A 20,710-nucleotide genomic window follows, 5' to 3' on the forward strand; every position below is an offset into this window, starting at 1 on the left:
ATCGCTCATAATCCCGCCCCCTGGGCCAGCGCTTCGGGCAAACTGCGATGCACATGCTTTGGGTTCTGTGAGGTTAAAATTTCACGGCGCAAAGCAGCCGGCGCGTTTGCCTCGTCCATATACCAGCCCAAATGTTTGCGCGCCACGCGGATCCCCAAAGCCTCTCCGTAAAACGAAAGCATATCCTGATAATGTTTCTGGACCAGTTCGATCAAATCTTTGGTTTTAAGCGATACGGCATTTTTTTTCCCGTAAAGCCCAGCAGCCAGTTGCGATAAAAACCAAGGCCGACCTTGCGCGCCACGGCCAACCATAACGCCATCGGCCCCCGATGCCTGCAAAGCCGCATGCCCGGCCTTTAAATCTGTGATATCGCCATTGGCAATCACGGGAATTGAAACCGCCTCTTTCACTTTTGCAATCGCTAACCAATCCGCCGAGCCTTTGTAAAATTGACAGCGTGTACGCCCATGTATTGTGATCAATGAAATCCCCGCAGCTTCGGCGCGGCGCGCCAATTCTGGCGCGTTCAACAAATTATCGTCCCAACCCAAGCGGGTTTTTAAGCTGACCGGGAGCTTCACCGCCTGAACCACCGCCTCGATCAAACGCAAGGCATGATCTAGATCTTTCAATAAGGCCGAGCCAGAATAGCCCGATACCACTTTTTTCGCCGGGCACCCCATATTGATATCGATCATCCGCGCACCCTGATCTTCAACCATCCGCGCAGCCTCGCGCATCCAAAATGCCTCGCGCCCCGCCAATTGAACCGCTGTTTTTTCGAACCCCAGCCCCAATTCAGCTTTCTCACGAGATCCGGGGCGTGCGATCACCATATCCTGCGAGGCGATCATTTCACTTACTACCAAACCCGCCCCAAACCCTGAGACCAAATTTCGAAAAGGCAAATCTGTGATCCCAGCCAATGGCGCTAGAAAAACAGGTGTCTCTATCTTCATTGATCCCAGATCGATCATTGCCGTTCCAATTATCTTCGAGCCATGCGTAGAGCCTCTCTCCGCGCGAAACAAGCAGAACACGCCAAATTTATGACCAATTTGGAAAAATTGCCTAAAATTTAATCAATCATCTCTGATTGCCAGTGAAAACAGAAAAACGTAAACACGGTGGTGCAGGATGGAAAACAGATGTCGATAGCAGCTCTTATCGTGGCCGCAGGGCGTGGCACCCGCGCAGGCGGTACTGACCCAAAGCAATGGCAAATGCTCGCGGGCAAGCGGGTGATCGACCACACGCTCAACGCGTTTAAAGAGCATCGCAATATCGATACAATCCTCGTGGTGCTGCATCCCGAAGATCAAAATAGGCTCACCGATCCCGCCATTAAAACCGCGCTTGGTGGCGCAACCCGCAATAAATCGGTTTATAATGGCTTGCGCGCTCTGCGCGCCGCTGCGCCCAAGCAGGTTTTAATCCATGATGTGGCCCGCCCTTTGATCAGCGCAAAATGTATCACTGATGTGATCGAGGCGCTGCGAACACATCGAGGCGCAGCGCCCGCTCTGCCGATCACTGATGCGCTTTGGCGCGGGCAAGATGGCTTGGTGTCTGAAACGGTTGCAAGAAAGAATTTATTCCGCGCCCAAACGCCCCAAGGGTTTGACTTTCAAAGTATCTTGCAGGCACATGCGCAAGCCTGCGGAGCCGCCGCCGATGATGTAGAAGTCGCCATCCAGGCCGGGTTGGACGTGAAAATTATTGCCGGGCATGAAGAAAACATAAAGATAACGCTCCCCGAAGATTTCGAGCGGGCCAGCAAAATAATGAAGGATCGAAGATGAAAGACATCCGGTTAGGTAATGGCTATGATGTGCACGCGTTTGAACCGGGCAATCAGGTCATTCTTTGCGGCCTTACCATCCCCCATACCGCGCAGCTTAAAGGCCATTCAGATGCCGATGTCGCGATGCATGCCATCACCGACGCGCTTTACGGCGCGTTGGCCTTAGGGGATATTGGACGCCACTTTCCACCCTCTGAACCGCAATGGACAGGCACAGCCAGTGCAGTTTTTTTGAAGCATGCTGCAGATCTGGTGGCAAAACATGGCTTTTATATCAGCAATATCGACTGCACGATCATTTGCGAAATGCCCAAAATTGGGCCGCATGCTGCGCGCATGCAATCCCATCTCGCTGATCTGCTGGGCATAAAGGCCGATCGGATCAGTGTGAAAGCCACAACCAGCGAAAAGCTTGGCTTTACCGGGCGCCAAGAAGGTATCGCCAGTCTTGCCAGCGCCTTATTATGCAAAGCATAAGCCGCAATATCGCAACGCTAATGGGGCTTGGCTTCATCGGCTTCGCCCCCGGCACCTGGGGCTCACTGGCAACATTGCCGCTTTTTGCAGTGATATTTCAGGCGGCAGGGCTGGCAGGCACGCTGATCGCCCTGCCCCTCATCCTGTGCCTCGGATGGTGGGCCACGCAGAGCTATACGCAATTGCATAAAAACCATGATCCCTCTGAAGTGATCATTGATGAAGTGGTCGGGCAATGGATTGCACTTTTGCCCTTAGCCGCCGGGGCAACCCATGCTGGCGCTTCGCTTTTTGCCTTATGGCCGGGTTGGATTGCTGCCTTCTTGCTGTTTCGCTTTTTTGATATTTGGAAACCCAGTATTATCGGCTGGGCAGATCGGCGCAGCGATGCAATCGGGGTGATGCTGGATGATTGTTTCGCCGGCCTGTTCGCCGCGCTTGGTGTGATTGCCTTGGCAGGGCTGTTCCATGGTTTGCTTTCATGAGTGTAAACGCGATCATCCGCCTCGCCCGCGACCAACAGATCAAACTTGCCACGGCTGAAAGCTGCACTGGTGGCCTTGTTGCCGCCAAATTGAGCGAACAACCTGGTTCCTCCGAAATTTTTGAATGTGGCTTTGTGACCTATTCTAATCGCTCAAAAATCCAGCTTCTGGGCGTTTCAGAGCGCAGTTTGGAACAGCACGGCGCTGTATCCGAACAGGTGGCAGGTGAAATGGCGCTTGGCGCGCTGAACGGGCGCGCAGCGCAGCTAGCCGTCTCGATCACGGGGATCGCGGGGCCCGGCGGATCTGATTTTAAACCAGAGGGCCGTGTGTGCTTTGGCGTGGCGCATCAAACGAACCTTCTTAACGTTGAAACCCAAGAGTTTGGCAGTATCGGGCGCGACGCCGTGCGACGGGCAGCGCGCGATCACGCGCTACATCTTTTTCGCGCGGCGCTTGAAGGCTTTCAGATTTCGCTTAAAAAATAGGCACTCATCAAAATTTACGCCACATATATAGACGCTTAAAAAATATAACTGTACATTTTGCATTATTTTTAAGCTTTATATTTCTTTTTGGCTGCTTTTTGCGCCATGCCTCCCGAAACTTCAAAGGGAGAAAATCAAATGAACCCAGCAGATACCGCCTGGATCATCGTCGCCACAGCGTTGGTGCTGTTTATGACGCTGCCTGGCCTTGCCTTATTTTACGGCGGGCTTGTGCGCGCGCGCAATGTATTAAGCGTGTTTATGCAATGTTACGCGATTGCGTGCCTGATGAGCTTGCTCTGGCTGGCTGCGGGCTATTCAATCGCCTTCGGGCCTGCAGACAGCGGATTTTGGGGCGGCTTGGACAAAGCCTTTTTAGCTGGTGTTGATGCAGAAAGCCTATCTGGCACGCTGCCCGAAGTGCTGTTCTTCGCGTTTCAAATGACCTTTGCCATCATCACCCCGGCCTTGATCGTTGGGGCCTATGTAGAGCGGATCGGATTTGCCTTTGTCCTTACTTTTTCAGGCCTTTGGATGCTGATTTGTTACGCGCCGGTTGTGCATTGGATTTGGGGCGGTGGTATGATGGCCGATGGCGGCATCTTCGGCGAGACGGGCGTACGCGATTTTGCAGGCGGTATCGTCGTGCATGAAACCGCCGGCCTTGCTGCCTTATTGATTGCTGCGATGTTGGGCCCGCGGCGCGATAAAAGCAAACCACCCCACAATCCTGGGATGGTGATGATCGGCGCGGCAATGCTGTGGGTTGGCTGGTTTGGCTTTAACGGAGGCTCGCAACTGGCCGCTGATGGCGGCGCCGCAATGGCCTTAACCGTGACCCATATTTCCGCAGCCACCGCCTCTTTAACCTGGGCCCTTTGGGAAAAAATCAAATATGGCCGCGCATCACTGGTGGGATTGGTCACGGGCACCATTGCCGGGCTTGCCTCGATAACGCCAGCCTCGGGCTTTGTGGGCCCTGTAGAGGCTTTGATCATCGGGGCCGTTGCAGGCATATTATGTCAAGAAGCGGTTAATTTTGTGCGGAATGTTTTCAATATCGATGATACGCTGGATGTTTTTGCCGTACACGGCGTCGGAGGGATTTTTGGCACGGTGATGATCGCTCTGTTCGGACAAGGCAGCTGGACCGCGCAGCTGGGCGGGTTGCTCATTGTAGGTGTGTTTACACTTGTTGTAACGTTTATCCTGATCAAACTGGTCGGCCTGCTCTTGCCGCTGCGCGTGGATGCCGAAACAGAAAGCAATGGGCTTGACCTTTCGGTGCACGGTGAACGCGCCTATGAGCTAAACAGCTAAACCAGCTTATTGTAGCGATACCAAGTTTAAAGGCGCTTTTTAGCAAGAGCGCCTTTTTTCACGCCTTAAACAAATCAGCAGCGCGCCGCTCAAACGCGCGCACAACGCGCTGCATCGCTTCGTTGAACACAACGCCAATAATGCCTTGCAAGATCGCACTTTTGAATTCGAAATCAACAAAGAAGGTGACTTCGCAGCCGCCCTCGACATTGCTAAATGCCCAGTTTGACACCATATATTTAAAGGGGCCATCAAGATATTCTGTGTCTATTTTAAAATCGGCCGGCCATAAAGTAACGCGCGAGCCAAAGCGTTCGCGAAACACTTTAAAACTAATTACCAAATCAGCTTCCAGAATTTCGCTAGGACCTTCGACCACACTCGAGCGTAGGCGCGCTGCCGAACACCAAGGCAAAAACTCTGGATAAGCAGCAACATCCGCGACCAGTGAATACATTTGCTCGGCGCTGTAGGGTAACAATTTTATTTCTTGATGAGTCGGCATTTCGCTTCTTTTGAGGTGACAATCGGCGTTGTTTAAGTAATGTAGGCCACGAAAATCAAGAGGGTTTTGCCGTGCAGCGTCCATATGTCATCGATGAAATGATCTCGGCAAAGTCAATCGCGGCCCGAATTGAGAATTTAAGCCACGAAATCCGTGATGAATTTTCGGGCACCAATAAACTGGTGGTGGTTGGATTGCTGCGCGGTTCTTTCGTGTTTATCGCGGATCTGGTGCGCGAGCTTGATCTGCCCGTGGAAGTGGATTTCTTGGAAGCCTCCTCTTATGGCGACGGAATGGAAAGTTCGCGCGAAGTTCGGATTCTGAAAGATTTACGCGGGGCGATTGAGGATCGAGACGTTTTGGTTGTGGAAGATATCGTGGATACCGGTTTCACGCTGCATCATGTGACCGGCCTGCTGGCGTCGCGAAACCCGGCGCGAATGAAAACCATCGCGTTGCTCGACAAGCCGTCGCGGCGCGAAGTCGATATTCAAGCCGATTGGATCGGGTTCAGCATTCAAGATGAATTTGTGGTCGGCTACGGCATTGATTATGCTCAGCGGAACCGCAATCTTGCCTATATCGGAAAGGTGCGTTTTACCGACGAAGCCTGAATATAAAGCCGCTGGCATGCGGCGCCACCAACATAGATTGGAAATACGCAACCAAGAAACGCTGATCAGGCTTTGGCGGCATTGTCAGAAAATCATATAAACGGCTCTACTGGCGCCTCATAATCATCCACCCTTGCTCACGCCTGGCCAAGGAACTCTACCAGCCACAGAGCAGTGCGCATCTTATTGGTCGTATTGCGCAGAGCGCCCGCGGCAGGATAGGCCCCACGAAGGCGCTTTAGCGTTGATCACCCGCCTCGCGCACCCTCATAATTGCCCTTCACACGCTCTTTCTTTGGATCGAAATGCGGGAATGCAACAGTTTTAGCTGGTAAGCGCAGTTGGTCCCCATCCAGCCGCCCAACTTCCAACTCAGTGCCAATCTCGGCATGGGCCAAATCCACCCGCGCCAAAGCAATCACTTTGCCCAAAACAGGCGAGCGCATCGCCGAGGTCACGACACCCACTTGTGGCTTCCCGAAATGGATACAATCGCCCGGCGTTGGCACAACACCGCCCTCTAATTCAAGCCCGACAAGTTTCTTTTGCGGATGGGCTTTGCGCCGCTCGAGCGCTGCGCGGCCGATAAATGCATCCGTTTTACTTTTCAAAGGCACCGTAAACCCAATGCCTGCCTCCATTGGATCTGTTTGATCATCAAATTCTGAACCGGCAAAGATCAACCCAGCTTCAATCCGCACCATATCAAGCGCACCAAGCCCAAAAGGCGTGAGCCCATGCGGCGCACCTGCGGCCCAAATTGCGTCAAAAACCTGTTCTGCATCTTTCGGATGGCAAAACACCTCATAGCCCAGCTCTCCAGAATATCCGGTCCGGCTGAGCACCACGGAGGGGCCATGAAAGCCGCCAATCCTGCCAATCGAAAAGCGAAACCATTGCAGCTCTTCAACGGTGGGCTGCGCGGGGGGCGTCCAAATCACATCTTTCAGAATTTCGCGCGACAACGGCCCTTGTACCGCCACATTGCAATGATGGTCCGTGGAAGAGCGCACCCATGCGTTTAGGCCACGCTCCTCGGCTTGTTTACGCAGCCAAAGCCCAGATTGATCATTACCACCGATCCACCGGAAATTGGTATCCCCCAAGCGAAACAGAGTGCCATCGTCAATCATTCCACCATGTTCATAGCACATCGCGGTATAGACGATGCCGCCGACCGGAATTTTCTTCACATCCCGCGTGATACAAAGCTGCATCAGCGCTTCCGCATCAGGGCCCGTCACTTCATATTTTCGAAGCGGTGAAAGATCCATAATCACCGCTTTTTCGCGCGCGGCCCAATATTCAGCAATGCTGCCATGATGCATCATATCCTGCGCCAGCCAATACCCGGCATATTCCACAAAATTGCGCGTATGGCGGGCAAAGCAATCGTGAAACCCAGTTTTTTTCGTTTCTTCCACATCAGCCCCCGGAGTTTTGCGCCAGCCAATCGAGCGCTTGAAATCTTCATTTTTACGATAAGTCCAGACTTGAATATCGCTTGGCTGCCAGCCATTTGCTGGATCAACATCACAAGGACAACCCGTTGAAATACAAACCAAATCTGTCAGCGCCCGCATCAAAACATAATCTCCGGGCCGCGAATAAGGCTCATCCATCGAAATCGCGTTGGTCTCGTCTAAAATTGTATTGAAAAAGAAGTTGATCGCCGGCCAGCCGCCCCGCGGACGTACATCATAAGCCTGCATTTCAAGGTTGATATTATCCGAGCAATTGACATGGCCCGGATAGCCAAGATCTTCGTAATAACGCGCGGTACAGGCCAGACCGAATGTATCATGGCGGCCCACCGTATCTTGGATAATCTCGACCAAAGGTTCCTGATCAACGCTGAAATATTTTGCCAAAAGCCCTGGCTTGGGATAAAGCGCGCCCATCAAAGACCGCGTGGTCGTGGGGTCGATATCGCGCTCCAATCCAGCGTCCAAAGCGCGGCGCGAAAAGGCCTGAAAATCGCTACATTCTCTGCCCTGCACGTCCAAAACTTGAATATATTCCCCCGCCTTCACCTCATAAGGTTTTGCCTCGCCAGGTTGAATATGCAAACTCACCAAAGGGTCGGCCAGCGGGTCATGCACCAATGACATGTCTTTCAAGGGCCGCTTATTGATCCGCGTGATAAACAATACCACATCGCTCGGGGCCCATTGCTGATGCGCATCCATCGCGCCGCCAGCGGCGCATATGATCAATAATCCGTCCGATAAGGCCTGAAAACTTGCTGTCTCTCCCGCGCGCGAGCCGCTTTCAAACACGAGACTGGCATCGGCATCGGCGATTGAAAACCCTGTTTTCTCAAGCGCAGAGATTACTTTTTTACCAGATGGGTGCCCGGTAAGCGCGGCGATCAACCCCTCTGGGCTGCGCCCACCTTTGGCCCCCAACATCGCGGCATCCGATCGTTTGTCGGGCCCAAAAAACACCATTTCAATGGGCTGCAAACCTTCCACATCTTGCAGCGTAATCTGATCGCCCGCAAAAATTGGTACGGCGCGGCTGCCCCCCCCGGGAACGGGATGCCTTTCAACCCCTTGCGGCAACACCATCATACCGGGCCTGCGAACCCCTGCCCGCGATTCCTGCTGTGGCATCAAAAAAGGTTTGATCATTCAAGCCTCCTTCTTAAATCAACCCAAGCAACGCTTTGCGCCGTTCAGCCCAACGAATAATGATCATATCAAAGGTCAGCGCCATCAAAGACACGTTGATTCCCAAGACGAAGTTTTTACCTAAATCGGTACCTGCTAAGGTGCGCTGTAATTCTTGACCAAGATCAATCGTCCCGATGAATGCGGCGATCATTGTCATAAAAAAGGCAAACATCAGCGCTTGGTTAAACCCCACCGCCATTGTTGGCAAAGCCAAAGGAAATTGTACTTTCCAAAGTTTTTGCGCCCGCGTGGCTCCAGACATATCCGCGCTTTCGGTCATTTCAGGGGGCACATTGCGCAATCCCTCTATAGTATAGCGGATCAATGGGACCATCGCAAAAATCATAATCGCAAAAATCACCGCTATATCTGTGATGCCAAACAACATAATGGCTGGGATCAGATAAACAAAACTGGGGAAGGTTTGCGCAGAATCAGACACCAAAAGCAAGAAAACATCGCGCAGCATCTTACCGGCATAATACCACATCAGATAGAAGCTGCAGGCAAATAAAAGCCAAAAAACAAGTCTATAAAGACTTGGATCAGGTTCTGCCCCAAACGCGCCAAAACTCCAAAGGATATACCGCGCAATACCGGCCGCAAGGATAGAGGCCATGGCAATAAAGGAGCGCCGAAATAGAAGACTGAGAAGGCCCATGACAAACGCGCTGGTCATACCGCCTGTCCAATTGATCCGCTGCGCCGGAGGACCCGCTCCCCAAACAGCCAAAGGAATGCCTAAGACCATCGCAACGCCTGTGGAAGACAGCGCATAATAAATGGTGATCACCGAACGGTCCCACCATCCACTTAGCGCCACCCATAAAAAGAATAAAAAGGCGATCAAGGCCTGCCGCCGCCCAGCGATCCGCCAAGCGATCACAACAATCAGTGCAATGAAGGCAGGCGTTGGGATCGATAGCAAAAAATTTCGAAATGGGATCAAGACGAAATTGTTCATATAATAGCGAATAGCAGTGGTTGAGGCTTTCAAATACTCATTCGTTAAAACGGTATGTTTGATGAAGCTGTCCAACTCTTTACCTTGGCTGAAATGCTGTTTGCGGCCAATCGTGGAGGCCAGCTCCCAAAATTGCGCCAGAACAAGACAGAGCAGAAACGTCACCATTGCAATAACGGTGAATTTCTGCCGAACCACCCAAGATGTGCCCTTTTCAAAATGTTCAGGCTGCTTTGCAACCCAAGCCTTTGACAAGCGATCAAGCATAATGGCAAGTAACACAATCGTTATACCAATTTCAAAACTTCGCCCGATTTTAAAACTGCCCATCATAGCCAGCATTTTTGCCCCTAATCCGGGCATGCCGATAAAGGAGGTAAGCACCACCATCGCCAAGCACAGCATAATCACTTGGTTGACGCCTACCAAAATTTCAGTGCGTGCGGATGGGATATAAACATGGCGCAACATCTGAAAGCTAGAGCATCCAGACATTTTCCCCGCCTCAACCACTTCGGGACTCACTTTTTTAAGGCCCAAAGTGGTCATCAAAATCATTGGCGGAATCGCATAAACCGTTGTTGCCACAGCACCTGCCGTGGGACCCACCTTGAAAAAAATCACTGCAGGCAAAAGATAAGTGAAAAAAGGCAGCGTTTGCAGCACCGACAGAACCGGTTGAACGATTTTCTCAACCCGCCGGCTTTTCCAAGCGGCGATGCCCATTAGAAGTCCGATCATGAAGGCCAACGGCGCCGCCACAACCAGCACCGAGAGCGTTTCCATAGCCAATTTCCACTGCCCTATAAGCGCCGTCCAAACAAATGTCCCTGCGCCTAAAAAAGCCAGACGCCACCCGCCCAGATAATACCCGATAATTCCGGTGACAGCCGCCACTGATACCCAAGGGATCGGCCCTATATTGGGCCAACGGCGCTTTCCAAACAGAATATTCGCTGTTGCATCCAATATGAATTGCAACCCTTCGGTTAAAAAGCGCGTCAAGACTATGAGCTTCAGATCATCCTTAACAAAGTTGAAAAGCGCATCAAGCCAACGCTCTAACGGGGGCAAAACAGAAGCCGGCAGACGGAACAACCATTCGGGCAAAATACTGAAATATTGGGCAATGGTTAAAGCAAGCGCAAACAGCACCAAGAGCGTTTGCCAATGCGCTTTTTTTTGATCCACCGCGACAAAAGCGCCCTGAATATGTTCGTTTTGCGGCATCACGAGGGGCCCAACAGAATATCAAGAACAGTTTGGCGTTTAAACGCCCCAATAATTGTGCCTTGCTTTGTGACCGGAATTACATCGCGTTGGTCATTTATCAACCCACGCGCCAAATTCTGAACAGTTGCCCCCGCTGGGACCGGTTCGCCCTCACCAACGAGCCCTGGCTCGATTAATACCTCGGCGTGCACAACCCGCGCCTTATCGATTTCTTCGGTAAATTTGCGCACATATTCTGTTGCTGGGTGAAGCACAATTTGATCCGGTGTGTCACATTGTTCAATCGCACCATCTTTCATAATTGCAATGCGGTCCGCCAGACGCAGCGCTTCATCAAAATCATGCGTTATAAAAACAATTGTCTTGCCCAAGATCTCTTGCAAACGTAAAAACTCATCTTGCATTTCACGACGAATTAAAGGGTCTAATGCCGAAAACGGTTCATCCAAAAACCAAATATCGGGTTCAATGGCCAACGACCGAGCAATGCCTACGCGTTGCTGTTGGCCACCGGACAATTCGCGGGGAAAATATTCTTCGCGCCCCTCTAAACCAACCAATTTAATCACTTCCAGCGCTCGGGCGCGACGCACAAAGCGATCTTGACCCCGCATTTCCAGCGGAAAAGACACGTTTTCGAGCACCGTACGGTGTGGCAACAGCCCAAAGGATTGGAAAACCATACCCATTTTTTCGCGCCGCAAGTTGATCAAATCCCGCTCTGAGAGGTCCATAATATTTTGACCATCCACAATAATTTCACCCCCGGTGATATCGTGTAAGCGTGAAAAACAGCGCACCAATGTGGATTTTCCAGAGCCTGACAGCCCCATAATCACCAGAATTTCACCTTGAAAAACGTCAATGGAAACGTCTCTGACACCGGCAATATAGCCATCGGATTTGATCTGATCGAAGGAAGTTCCCTCGGTAAGTTTCATCAAATATTTATTGGGATCTGCGCCAAAAAGCTTCCAGACATTTCTGGCAGATATTGCAACCGAATTTGGTTTCATATTTTCCACTTTACAAATCCCTTCCGGCGCGCTGCCGGAAGGGGAGATGTCATTTTGAAAGCTTTGTCAATAAAGCCACTTAGTTAATCCAAGACTTCCAAGTGCTTTCATTCGCCGCCAACCACTCTTCAGCTGCTTCTTCAGGCTCTAACTCATCGATATCGACCAATTTTGCCATTTCAGCAATTTGAGGATTGGTGAATGAGATTTTGCTTAATACGTCATAGGCAGCTGGCCACTTGTCTTTCATCCCATCCCAAGCCGCTTTTTTCAAATAGCCATTGGCCGGGTTCCCACAATCATAAAGCGCATCCGGATTTGGTCCAACCTTTGGATCTTTATCGCATCCGTCTGCCCATACCGGAAATTCCACAAATTCACCCGGCCAGACGGCCTCTGCAAAGTTAGGTGTCCAGTTGAATACCACAACAGGGCGCTTATCTGCTTCCGCAGCACCAATCTCAGCCCACAGCGCAGCTGCTGAACCTGCATTTACAACTTGGAAATTCATGCCCAGAGCTTCTACGCGCTCTTGCCCATGCTTCAGCCAGTCAACTGGACCATCCAGATAACGCCCTTTGCTTCCGGTTTCTGCTGTCGCAAACAATGCAGCGCAATCGTTTAGTGCTTCCCAGCTAGGCAACCCTGGACAGGCCTCTTTAGTCCACATGGGATACCACCAATCTTCGCGGGTTACTGCATCATGATCGCCTGCATCATGCAAACCGCCTTTTTCCAACGCCGCTCTGAATGATGCACCAAAAGCACCCTCCCAGACTTCAAGCTCTAAGGTTACATCGCCAAGGCGAACTGATTCGTAAACAGCCTGAGAATCAGTCGTAACAAATTCGACGTTGTTACCCATGCTTTCAAAGATTTGTCCGACTACATGGCTCATCACGATTTGAGAAGACCAATTGTGGATAGGGATGACGATCGGGTCGCTGCTGTCAGCGGCATTTGCCAACGGAGCAAGCATAACACCCATTGCGGATGCCAAAGTTAATGTTTTCAATTTCATTTTTTTCCCCTGATATATTTTTTGATTGGCTCTGCCCGAATTCGGGCATGCACGTAGTTTCGCAAATTTGAGCATATTTTCCGCACATATATTTTATGGGCTTAGGGTCTAAAAATTAGTGGCAATATATCTCAGACAAGGTTACGCTCACCGCATTCGCGTTTTTACTGAATTAAACTAAGATTGGTCAAAACAATGAATAAAAACAACGTTTTACCACGCCTAGATTATCTACTTGCGTTTGAATCTGCGGCGGTTAACAACAGTTTTGCAGGCGCCTCTAAAGCGCTGAACATCAGCGAAACGGCCATCAGCAGGAAAGTTCGACTTTTAGAGCTGCATTATAAAATAAATTTATTCAATCGCGGGCACCGCTCGATTCACCTAACCCCGCGTGGTCAAAGGTTTTTTGATGATATTTCACCCTTGCTTGACCAGTTGCGAACCCTCTCACAAAACCTTTTGGAAGACACTTTAAACAATGCTGTGACAATCGCGGCAACCAACTCGGTGGCGGGGCTTTATTTAATGCCAAAGTTGCCCCGGTTTAACGCGCTTTACGAACCGGTTTACATCAACTTACTATCCTCCGATGACGATAACGAATGCCTGGGGGAAGATGTCGATTTAACAATTTTACGGGGCAATGGGCATTGGGCGGGCTATTCGGCTGAGTTATTATTTGGCGAAACAATATTCCCGGTCTGTTCGCCGGAATTTTTGAGCAAAAACCCCGATATCACCACTTTGTCCGCATTGTCGCAAAGCTCCTTAATCGGCATTCAAACCACACATACCGAGTGGATGACTTGGCGGGCTTGGTTTGCTTTGATGCATCACAAGGTGGCTGAATTTGAAGAAACGGTCAGCTTGAACACCTATCCACTTGCAATTGAAGCTGCCGTAAATGGATTGGGCATTGCGCTTGGATGGGCCCATTTGGTTGATCATCTGCTTGAAGATAACAAACTTATCCGGCCTTTAGGAACCATTTCGGCCAGAACGGATCATGGCTATTATTTGCTAAAATCAAGCGATGGGCATAGTTTTCCAGAGCGCGACCGGGTTGAAAATTGGCTTTTGGAACTATCTGCAAGCCGACAAAGATATCAACAACCAAGCACGCCAACGCTCAACAAGACTGAGTAAAATCCAATCCTCAGGTTGAAAGCAAAGGGCCTTACAGAATACCTTCAACGATGGTTTGAACGCTAGTTGAGGCCGATAGCCTTTGCCGCTTGGCTGGCGCATAAGCATCCGAGGCATACCAATCCATAGCTTTGTCATAGCTGGGGAATTGAATGATAACATGCCGATCGCCCGGCGGCGCGCCTTCAAAGCTGCGGGCTTTTCCGCCCCGCACCAAAAACTGGCCGTCAAAAAGATCCAAAGTAGGTTGAACCATTTTCACATAGGTGGCGTAGGCTTCTGGATCATGAATGTTGATGTGCGCAATCACATATCCGTAGGCCATATTCTTTTTCAACCCTTCACTTCTTGCGAGCTTGACCAATCCGGTTCAAAGCCCAAAACAATCGTATTGCCCGGCAGTTCAGGATTGAACAAACGGTTATGCGCGATTGTTGATTGATTCAGAAGATTTTTCGGAGTGAGTTTCCAGACTTTACACCGGATTTCAAAGCTTTGCCCATAGGCTTCAAAAACCAGCCGACAGGTTTCCGCGCTCCGAATTTTAGCCGCCCCTGGGGAATGGGGGGGAAATGTCGAGGTTAAGATATCCGAAAACTGCTTGTGTTTTTGGTAAAAGGTTGCAGAAAAATATTGAATCGCTTGGTTGCGGCGCTGCGCAGGGTCGTTGGTTTTACGCGCCATATGCAGCATCTCGGGTGTTTCAGAATAGGCCGGCAGTTTATTCATGATGGTGATAATGGTTCCCATCGTTTGCGTGTCGTCTTTCAAATAAACATCGGGCATGATTGCGGCATCCGGGCGGCCCATATTATCGCGCATCATCATTTGCCGACAATGGCATTGCCATTTTAAAAATCGCTCTTTCAAAGGGTGATTGGCGTAGCTATCGCCCAAAATGGATGCAACTGAACTCATGGATCCTTATAACTTTCTATCATTTCTACCTACTGCAAGCTATAGGCTCGGTCATGCGTTAAACTTGGAATTTTTGAGCGCACCCGCTGCGGGTGAGATAGGTCAATCGTTGCTTGAATAAAGCCGCGATCTTCACCGCCATCAGCCAAAACCTGCCCCCAAGGGTCAACGATCAAGCTGTGACCGTAACTTTCACCCCCCCCCGGAATAGGCCCCACCGCACATGGGGCGATGATAAAGCATCCATTTTCAATCGCCCGCGCGCGGTTGAGAACATGCCAATGCGCCTGCCCCGTGTTCTTCACAAACGCGGCCGGCACCGCAATCGCCTCTGCCCCGGCCTGCGCCAAATCGCGGAACAGTTTTGGAAATCGCAAATCATAACAGATCGTATGGCCCAGCTGCATACCACAAGCCAGTGTCATTTGAACCGCAGCGCCGGGCAAGACATGCGCGCTTTCCCGATATACTTCTTGTTCCGAAATTTCTACGTCGAACAGATGTATTTTATCATAATGGCTTTGAACATTGCCTGCGGAGTCAATGATGTAGCCACGGTTTAGTATTTTTGCATCAGGCGCGGTTACGGCGATTGAGCCAAGCATAACCCAAACCTGATAGTTTTGTGCAAAAGCTTGAAACACCCGCAGCATCGGATGGTCTTTTTCTTGTGCAACGGGGGGCCGCAGCGCGGCGCCTTCGCTGGCCAATCCACCACAATATTCGGGCAAAAAAATAAATTCTGCGCCCGCTTTTGCAGCTGCCTCTGCCAGTGGCATCGCCTCCTCAATCGCCTCAGATATCGAGGCTTTGGGGTGCGTTTGCAAACATGCAATATTCAGCGGGCGCAGCAAGACCTTAAAACTTCATATAGGCTTTGCGCAGATTGGCCAAAGGATGGCGATCGGACATCTGAAATTTCAACAGCAATTCGCGTGCAATCATATCCCGATCCTGTTGATTATCCGGCAGATCAATACTGCTGGGGATACGCACCCAGCCATTATTGTTGCGGTCAAACACCGCCGGCGCGCCCTCTTCATAGCCCATATGAATATCTTCCAGCCAGTTCAGATCATCCCAGCCCATAATTTCCATATATTTGGCTAAATAGGGAGTGATCCGGCTTTTATCGGGCACCAAGTTCACATCATAGCGATAGCCGATATGCTGACCAATTTCTTTTTCGCGTTCGCTTTCCAAACCATCAGCATCATTCAAAAACTGGTTAACGTCTTTGATTTCAGATCCGCGATATTGTGTTCCAGCCATTGTAACTCCTCCTTAGAGATGGTGGTAATCTTCGACGCCCACAGTGTGGTTCGTGCCAGCCAAGGGAACGCCTGCCATGGCAGAGGCTTCCATTGTCAAAGCTGCCAGATCCTCAGGCTCAAGGCTATGCAGATTGGTTTTGCCGCAGGCGCGGGCAAAAAGCTGCGCTTCGATCGTGAGCGTGTGCAAAAAGTTATACACGCGCTCGGCGGCTTCATCCGGATCAAGACGGCTGCGCAGCGCGGGATCTTGCGTTGCCACGCCAACGGGGCAGCGTCCGGTATGGCAATGGTAGCAATATCCGGGTTCTGCACCGATTTCTTCGGGATAATTGGCTTCCGGGATATCCTTGTTGCAATTCAAAGCCATCATCGCGGAATGCCCGATGGCAATCGCATCTGCGCCCAGCGCAATAGCTTTCGCAACATCGGCACCGTTTCTGATACCGCCCGCATAAATCAAGCTGATTTCGCCGCGCTTGCCAAGATCGTCGATCGCTTTGCGCGCCTGACGGATCGCAGCCATTCCTGGCACCCCTGTGTCTTCGGTTGCCAAATGCGGCCCGGCACCTGTGCCACCTTCCATACCATCGATGTAAATCGAGTCTGGATCGCATTTCACCGCCATACGCACATCATCATAAACCCGCGCCGCGCCCAGTTTCAACTGAATTGGAATTTGCCAATCTGTGGCTTCGCGGATCTCTTGAATTTTAAGCGCCAGATCATCGGGGCCTAGCCAATCAGGGTGGCGCGCGGGTGAGCGTTGGTCGATGCCCGCGGGCAATGAGCGCATTTCAGCCACCTGATCGGTTACTTTTTGCCCCATCAAATGCCCACCAAGGCCCACTTTACAGCCCTGTCCGATAAAAAACTCGCAGCCATCCGCCAAGACCAAGTGGTTTGGGTTGAACCCGTAGCGCGATTGAATGCACTGATAAAACCATTTTGAGCTATAGCGGCGCTCATCCGGGATCATCCCCCCTTCACCCGAGCAAGTTGCGGTACCCGCCATTGTGGCGCCCCGCGCCAGCGCGGTTTTCGCCTCATAGCTCAGCGCCCCAAAGCTCATCCCTGTGATATAGATTGGGATATCCAGCTCAAGCGGACGTTTTGCGCGGGGACCAATCACCGTTTTGGTTTCACATTTTTCGCGATACCCTTCGATCACGAACCGCGTCAACGTACCCGGCAAGAAGGTTAGATCATCCCAGTGTGGAATTTTCTTGAACAAAGAGAAGCCGCGCATCCGATAGCGTCCAAGCTCGGATTTGATATGGATGTCATCCATCACACGGGGTGGGAATACAAAGCTGTCACCGATGCGATTTACATCACGATCCAGCGCTTTCTTTCTTGGCATATCACCGTCAGCCATAGGTATTATCCTTTCCTTGGACTTACAGAATTATTTTCTTTTCATTGGGTTCAAGATTGTCGTAGTTCCAAAGCTGTTTCCCAGCGACAATCTTTGTAAAATGATCAACACCCTTATCGGGCATCATGCCATATTGGGTCAGCTTTGCGGTGAGCCAGTTGCGATCAAGGTCAGTCAATTCCGCCTCGATTGCATCCACTCCAAGCGATTGAATCTTACCGCCCACAAAAATGGTGCCGTCATACATTGAATCGCCAAGGTTTTTACCCGCATTTCCACACACAACCATCCGACCGCGTTGCATCATAAAGCCCGATAAAGCCCCCGTGTCACCGCCGACAATTATCGTACCGCCTTTTTGGTCAATACCTGTCCGAGAGCCAACCGACCCCCGACAGACCAGATCTCCCCCGCGGATCGCAGCGCCAAAGGTCGAACCGGCGTTTTTTTCAATGACAATCGTTCCGGCCATCATATTCTCGCCGCAAGACCAGCCCACGCGCCCGTTGATGCGCACATTCGGGCCATCGATCAACCCAACACCAAAATAGCCCAACGAGCCCTCAATAATCAAATTCAACCGGCTTAGGATCCCCACGCCCAGCGAATGCTTTCCGCGCGGATTTTTCAGCACAATCGTGCCATAGCCTTCTGCCATGAGGGCGCGAATTTTGGAATTCACCTCGGTGGTGGTCATCTCATCTGTATCAAGTTCGGTGCGCTTATTGTAATCGACTTCGGGCGCCCAAGGGTATGTGAAGCGCTCTTCCGCATCCGGATCAAACTCAATGTAAAGCGATTTTCCCGTCAGTGCCTCGGTGCGCATTCCAAGCGCGGTCACCCGCTCTTCCTGACTCATTTGCTTTAGTTCAGTATCGCTTAGGCTTGCCATACGCGTACCTCCTCATCATAGGGATCGTAAGTGTCAATTTCTTGGGGAAGAATGGCCCGAATAGCGACCTCTTCTGATGCCATAGCGATCAAATCATCGCTTTCGTAAAGCACCAATGGCTTTGCAGCCATCGTATCTTTGGCCATGCCCAGTTGATCTTTAGTGGCTACCAAATAAGTAAAGACGCCGTCAATTTCTTCGATTGAATTGCGCAAAGATTGCTCAAGCGTTACCCCATTTGCCAAATTGTTCGCAGTGTAAACAGCCAAAAGTTCGCTGTCACAATTTGACATAAACCGATGGCCTTTACGCTCCATCTGGCGGCGCATAATCCAATAATTTGTGATTTGTCCGTTATGTACAACGCTCACGTCATTATAGGGAAAGGCCCAATAGGGGTGCGCGGATCGAATATCCACATCCGATTCTGTTGCCATCCGCGTATGGCCAATACCATGCGTTCCGTTAAATTCATTCAGACCATAAAGCCCGGCCACATCTGACGCATCGCCCAAATCTTTGATCAGCTCTAGGCCATTTCCGAGCGATAAAATTTCAACGCCATCGGTTTCTTCAATATGCTCGGCCAGCGCGGTGGTATCCCCCTCGTGGGAAATCAGATAGCGCAGCGCATATTCGGTTGCGTTCTCTTTCATTTTCACCGTCACGCCATGCTCTTGCATGATCGCTTCCACCTCCGCGATGCGATCCGCCAAAACCTGATGAATGCCACGGCCTTTGGCCATATCCTCGGCTTCCGCCACTTTCAAACGAAGCACATAATTGCCTTCGGTTGGCTCGCCATAGACAGCGTAGCCCGTCGAATCCGGCCCGCGATGCTTGAGGGCCTGCAACATTGCTGTCATCTCCCCCCCCACATTCGAGCTTTTGCCCTTATGAATTAATCCTGCGATACCACACATATTACATCCCACCTCCATCGGGTTGCGTCAGAAGTTTGGCGGGGTTGACCCGCCGCATTACAATTTTGGAAATGCCTTATGGCAAGCACTCCATATACATCTCATTGTCCCAATCGGTTGACGTGGACATGAAGCGGGCCCATTCATCATATTTATATTCATGGTATAGACGATACATTTCACCCGGCATGCCGCGGCGCACCACTTCGCTTTGCTCAAGATAGCTCAGCGCCTCACCCAAAGACATTGGTAATTTCTTGACTTCCTTGCCCTCTTTGATCGCCTCATAAATATTGCGCTCTTCAGGCTCGCCCGGGCTGATGTTGTTATCAATCCCATCATCCATGGCGGCCAATAATGTTGTGCCCATCAAATACGGGTTGACCATTGAATCCACCGAGCGATATTCGAACCGGCCAGGCGCCGAGACGCGCAAGCCCGTGGTCCGGTTTTGGAAGCCCCAATCAGCAAACACCGGCGCCCAGAAGCCCGTATCCCACAAGCGGCGGTAAGAATTCACCGTCGAACAACCGATCGCGGTCAATGCCTGCAGGTTTTTCACCACGCCGCCAATCGCAACCAGCCCTTCGGCGCCGGGCATTTGCGGATCATCATCATCGGGCATAAATGTGTTGCTGCCGCCCTTTACATACATGTAATTATCACGCATGCCCGGCAGGTTATCCGGATCATTTCCGCATTTCACAAATTGATCTTCGCCGCCCCGCCAGAGCGACATGTTATGGTGGCAGCCAGAGGCTGACACACCCATGAACGGTTTCGTCATGAAGCATGCAAAAATACCATGCTCGCGCGCCACTTGCGCGCAGATCTGGCGATAGGTTGTCAGACGGTCGGCATTGCGCAACACATCATCAAACATCCAGTTTAATTCAAGCTGACCAGGCGCATCTTCATGATCGCCCTGAATCATATCCAAGCCCATTTTACGGGTGTATTCCATAACCTTCATGGTCACGGGTCGCAGGCTTTCAAATTGATCAATGTGATAGCAATAAGGTTTTGAAAACCCGTCTTTCGGCTTGCCATTCTCGTCAAATTTCAACCACATCATCTCGGGCTCGGTACCGATACGCAGCTGGCGCCCATGCTTGGCCTTAAATTCTTCATGCATGCGGCGCAGATTGCCCCGCGAATCTGCGGTCAAATAAGCGCCCGGATCCACTTTCTCTTCACGGTTGCGGAATAAAGTGCAATAAAACCGCCCAATTTCCGGTGCCCAAGGCAATTGCATAAAAGTCTCAGGCTCGGGAATGCCAACCAATTCTGCAGCCTCGGGGCCATAGCCCAAATAATTTCCAGCGCGATCGGTGAACAGGTTAACGGTTGCGCCATAAACCAGCTGAAAGCCTTTTTTAGCAACGGTTTCCCAATGATCCGAGGGAATGCCTTTGCCCATAATTTTTCCCGTAACGGAGACAAACTGAAGATACAGATATTCGATGCCGAGGGAATCGATCATCTTCCGCACTTCTTTGACTTTCTCATCGCGCCCAGGCGCTTCCACAAAACGTTCAAGGTCCATTTCGGCCACTTTAATTCTCCCCTTTTAT

The 20,710-nt window shown here is 51.0% G+C and carries 20 protein-coding genes and 2 pseudogenes; 7 read left to right on the plus strand and 15 right to left on the minus strand.

All coding sequences use genetic code 11. From position 1 onward, the window contains the following. Nucleotides 1–5: 5 nt before the first annotated feature. Nucleotides 6–977, minus strand: a complete 972-nt coding sequence (dusB, locus tag GN241_10445) for a tRNA dihydrouridine synthase DusB (protein ID XAT59254.1) — start codon at nt 975–977, stop codon at nt 6–8. Nucleotides 978–1,151: 174 nt separating this feature from the next. Here dusB and ispD point away from each other — a divergent pair, with 174 nt between their 5' ends. From ispD to amt, 5 genes are all read left to right on the plus strand, one after another. Further along, the gene (gene ispD, locus GN241_10450) at nt 1,152–1,805 is read left to right on the plus strand and encodes a 2-C-methyl-D-erythritol 4-phosphate cytidylyltransferase (GenBank protein XAT57742.1); all 654 of its coding nucleotides are present in this window, start codon (nt 1,152–1,154) and stop codon (nt 1,803–1,805) included. Next, on the plus strand, nt 1,802–2,284 hold the full coding sequence (locus GN241_10455) for a 2-C-methyl-D-erythritol 2,4-cyclodiphosphate synthase (GenBank protein ID XAT57743.1): 483 nt from the start codon (nt 1,802–1,804) through the stop codon (nt 2,282–2,284). Before ispD ends, GN241_10455 begins: the two co-directional genes overlap by 4 nt. After that, the gene (locus GN241_10460; protein ID XAT57744.1) at nt 2,272–2,769 is read left to right on the plus strand and encodes a phosphatidylglycerophosphatase A; all 498 of its coding nucleotides are present in this window, start codon (nt 2,272–2,274) and stop codon (nt 2,767–2,769) included. Before GN241_10455 ends, GN241_10460 begins: the two co-directional genes overlap by 13 nt. Next, a complete protein-coding gene (locus GN241_10465; GenBank protein ID XAT57745.1) occupies nt 2,766–3,257 on the plus strand; it encodes a nicotinamide-nucleotide amidohydrolase family protein in 492 nt (163 codons plus the stop codon). Before GN241_10460 ends, GN241_10465 begins: the two co-directional genes overlap by 4 nt. Nucleotides 3,258–3,395: 138 nt before the next feature. Further along, nucleotides 3,396–4,577 carry an ammonium transporter gene (gene amt, locus GN241_10470; protein XAT57746.1) on the plus strand — a complete coding sequence of 394 codons (1,182 nt, stop codon included), beginning with the start codon at nt 3,396–3,398 and terminating at the stop codon, nt 4,575–4,577. 58 nt (nt 4,578–4,635) lie between these two features. Here the strand turns inward: amt and GN241_10475 are convergent, their stop codons facing one another. Beyond that, nucleotides 4,636–5,082 carry a type II toxin-antitoxin system RatA family toxin gene (locus GN241_10475; GenBank protein XAT57747.1) on the minus strand — a complete coding sequence of 149 codons (447 nt, stop codon included), beginning with the start codon at nt 5,080–5,082 and terminating at the stop codon, nt 4,636–4,638. 98 nt (nt 5,083–5,180) lie between these two features. Here GN241_10475 and hpt point away from each other — a divergent pair, with 98 nt between their 5' ends. After that, complete coding sequence (gene hpt, locus GN241_10480) at nt 5,181–5,696, plus strand: hypoxanthine phosphoribosyltransferase (GenBank protein ID XAT59255.1); 516 nt, start codon at nt 5,181–5,183, stop codon at nt 5,694–5,696. A gap of 248 nt (nt 5,697–5,944) precedes the next feature. Here hpt and GN241_10485 read toward each other — a convergent pair whose 3' ends face one another. The 5 genes and pseudogenes from GN241_10485 to GN241_10505 form a co-directional block, all read right to left on the minus strand. Next, entirely contained in the window at nt 5,945–8,329 is a 2,385-nt protein-coding gene (locus GN241_10485; protein XAT57748.1) for a DUF1989 domain-containing protein, read from the minus strand. Between the two features lie 13 nt (nt 8,330–8,342). Beyond that, nucleotides 8,343–8,822, minus strand: a pseudogene (locus tag GN241_10490) (ABC transporter permease subunit). A gap of 165 nt (nt 8,823–8,987) precedes the next feature. Further along, nucleotides 8,988–10,565 (minus strand): annotated as a pseudogene (locus GN241_10495) (ABC transporter permease subunit). Beyond that, a complete protein-coding gene (locus GN241_10500) occupies nt 10,565–11,584 on the minus strand; it encodes a betaine/proline/choline family ABC transporter ATP-binding protein (GenBank protein XAT57749.1) in 1,020 nt (339 codons plus the stop codon). Before GN241_10500 ends, GN241_10495 begins: the two are co-directional and overlap by 1 nt. Before the next feature lie 79 nt (nt 11,585–11,663). After that, a complete protein-coding gene (locus GN241_10505; GenBank protein ID XAT57750.1) occupies nt 11,664–12,605 on the minus strand; it encodes a glycine/betaine ABC transporter substrate-binding protein in 942 nt (313 codons plus the stop codon). Between the two features lie 195 nt (nt 12,606–12,800). Between GN241_10505 and GN241_10510 the strand changes: the two genes are divergently transcribed. Next, the gene (locus GN241_10510) at nt 12,801–13,754 is read left to right on the plus strand and encodes a LysR family transcriptional regulator (GenBank protein XAT57751.1); all 954 of its coding nucleotides are present in this window, start codon (nt 12,801–12,803) and stop codon (nt 13,752–13,754) included. Nucleotides 13,755–13,785: 31 nt separating this feature from the next. On the opposite strand, the gene GN241_10515 is transcribed toward GN241_10510, so the two are convergent. The 8 genes from GN241_10515 to GN241_10550 all read right to left on the minus strand — a co-directional run bounded on the left by GN241_10515 (nt 13,786) and on the right by GN241_10550 (nt 20,691). Continuing rightward, a complete protein-coding gene (locus GN241_10515; protein XAT57752.1) occupies nt 13,786–14,079 on the minus strand; it encodes a DUF1330 domain-containing protein in 294 nt (97 codons plus the stop codon). Between the two features lie 8 nt (nt 14,080–14,087). Next, on the minus strand, nt 14,088–14,672 hold the full coding sequence (locus GN241_10520) for a hypothetical protein (GenBank protein XAT57753.1): 585 nt from the start codon (nt 14,670–14,672) through the stop codon (nt 14,088–14,090). Nucleotides 14,673–14,701: 29 nt separating this feature from the next. After that, nucleotides 14,702–15,526 (minus strand): carbon-nitrogen hydrolase family protein, encoded by an 825-nt coding sequence (locus tag GN241_10525; protein ID XAT57754.1) that lies wholly within the window; start codon nt 15,524–15,526, stop codon nt 14,702–14,704. Between the two features lie 4 nt (nt 15,527–15,530). After that, entirely contained in the window at nt 15,531–15,944 is a 414-nt protein-coding gene (locus tag GN241_10530; GenBank protein XAT57755.1) for a hypothetical protein, read from the minus strand. A gap of 12 nt (nt 15,945–15,956) precedes the next feature. Next, the gene (locus tag GN241_10535; protein ID XAT59256.1) at nt 15,957–17,306 is read right to left on the minus strand and encodes an FMN-binding glutamate synthase family protein; all 1,350 of its coding nucleotides are present in this window, start codon (nt 17,304–17,306) and stop codon (nt 15,957–15,959) included. Nucleotides 17,307–17,343: 37 nt separating this feature from the next. Further along, the gene (locus tag GN241_10540) at nt 17,344–18,213 is read right to left on the minus strand and encodes a GXGXG motif-containing protein (GenBank protein XAT57756.1); all 870 of its coding nucleotides are present in this window, start codon (nt 18,211–18,213) and stop codon (nt 17,344–17,346) included. Next, the gene (locus tag GN241_10545) at nt 18,201–19,136 is read right to left on the minus strand and encodes a glutamine amidotransferase (GenBank protein ID XAT57757.1); all 936 of its coding nucleotides are present in this window, start codon (nt 19,134–19,136) and stop codon (nt 18,201–18,203) included. The genes GN241_10540 and GN241_10545 overlap by 13 nt, the downstream gene beginning before the upstream one ends. A gap of 76 nt (nt 19,137–19,212) precedes the next feature. Continuing rightward, nucleotides 19,213–20,691, minus strand: a complete 1,479-nt coding sequence (locus tag GN241_10550; protein XAT57758.1) for a glutamine synthetase — start codon at nt 20,689–20,691, stop codon at nt 19,213–19,215. Nucleotides 20,692–20,710 lie beyond the last annotated feature (19 nt).

This window comes from Rhodobacteraceae bacterium IMCC1335, assembly GCA_039640495.1.
Lineage (GTDB): Bacteria > Pseudomonadota > Alphaproteobacteria > Rhodobacterales > Rhodobacteraceae > Thalassovivens.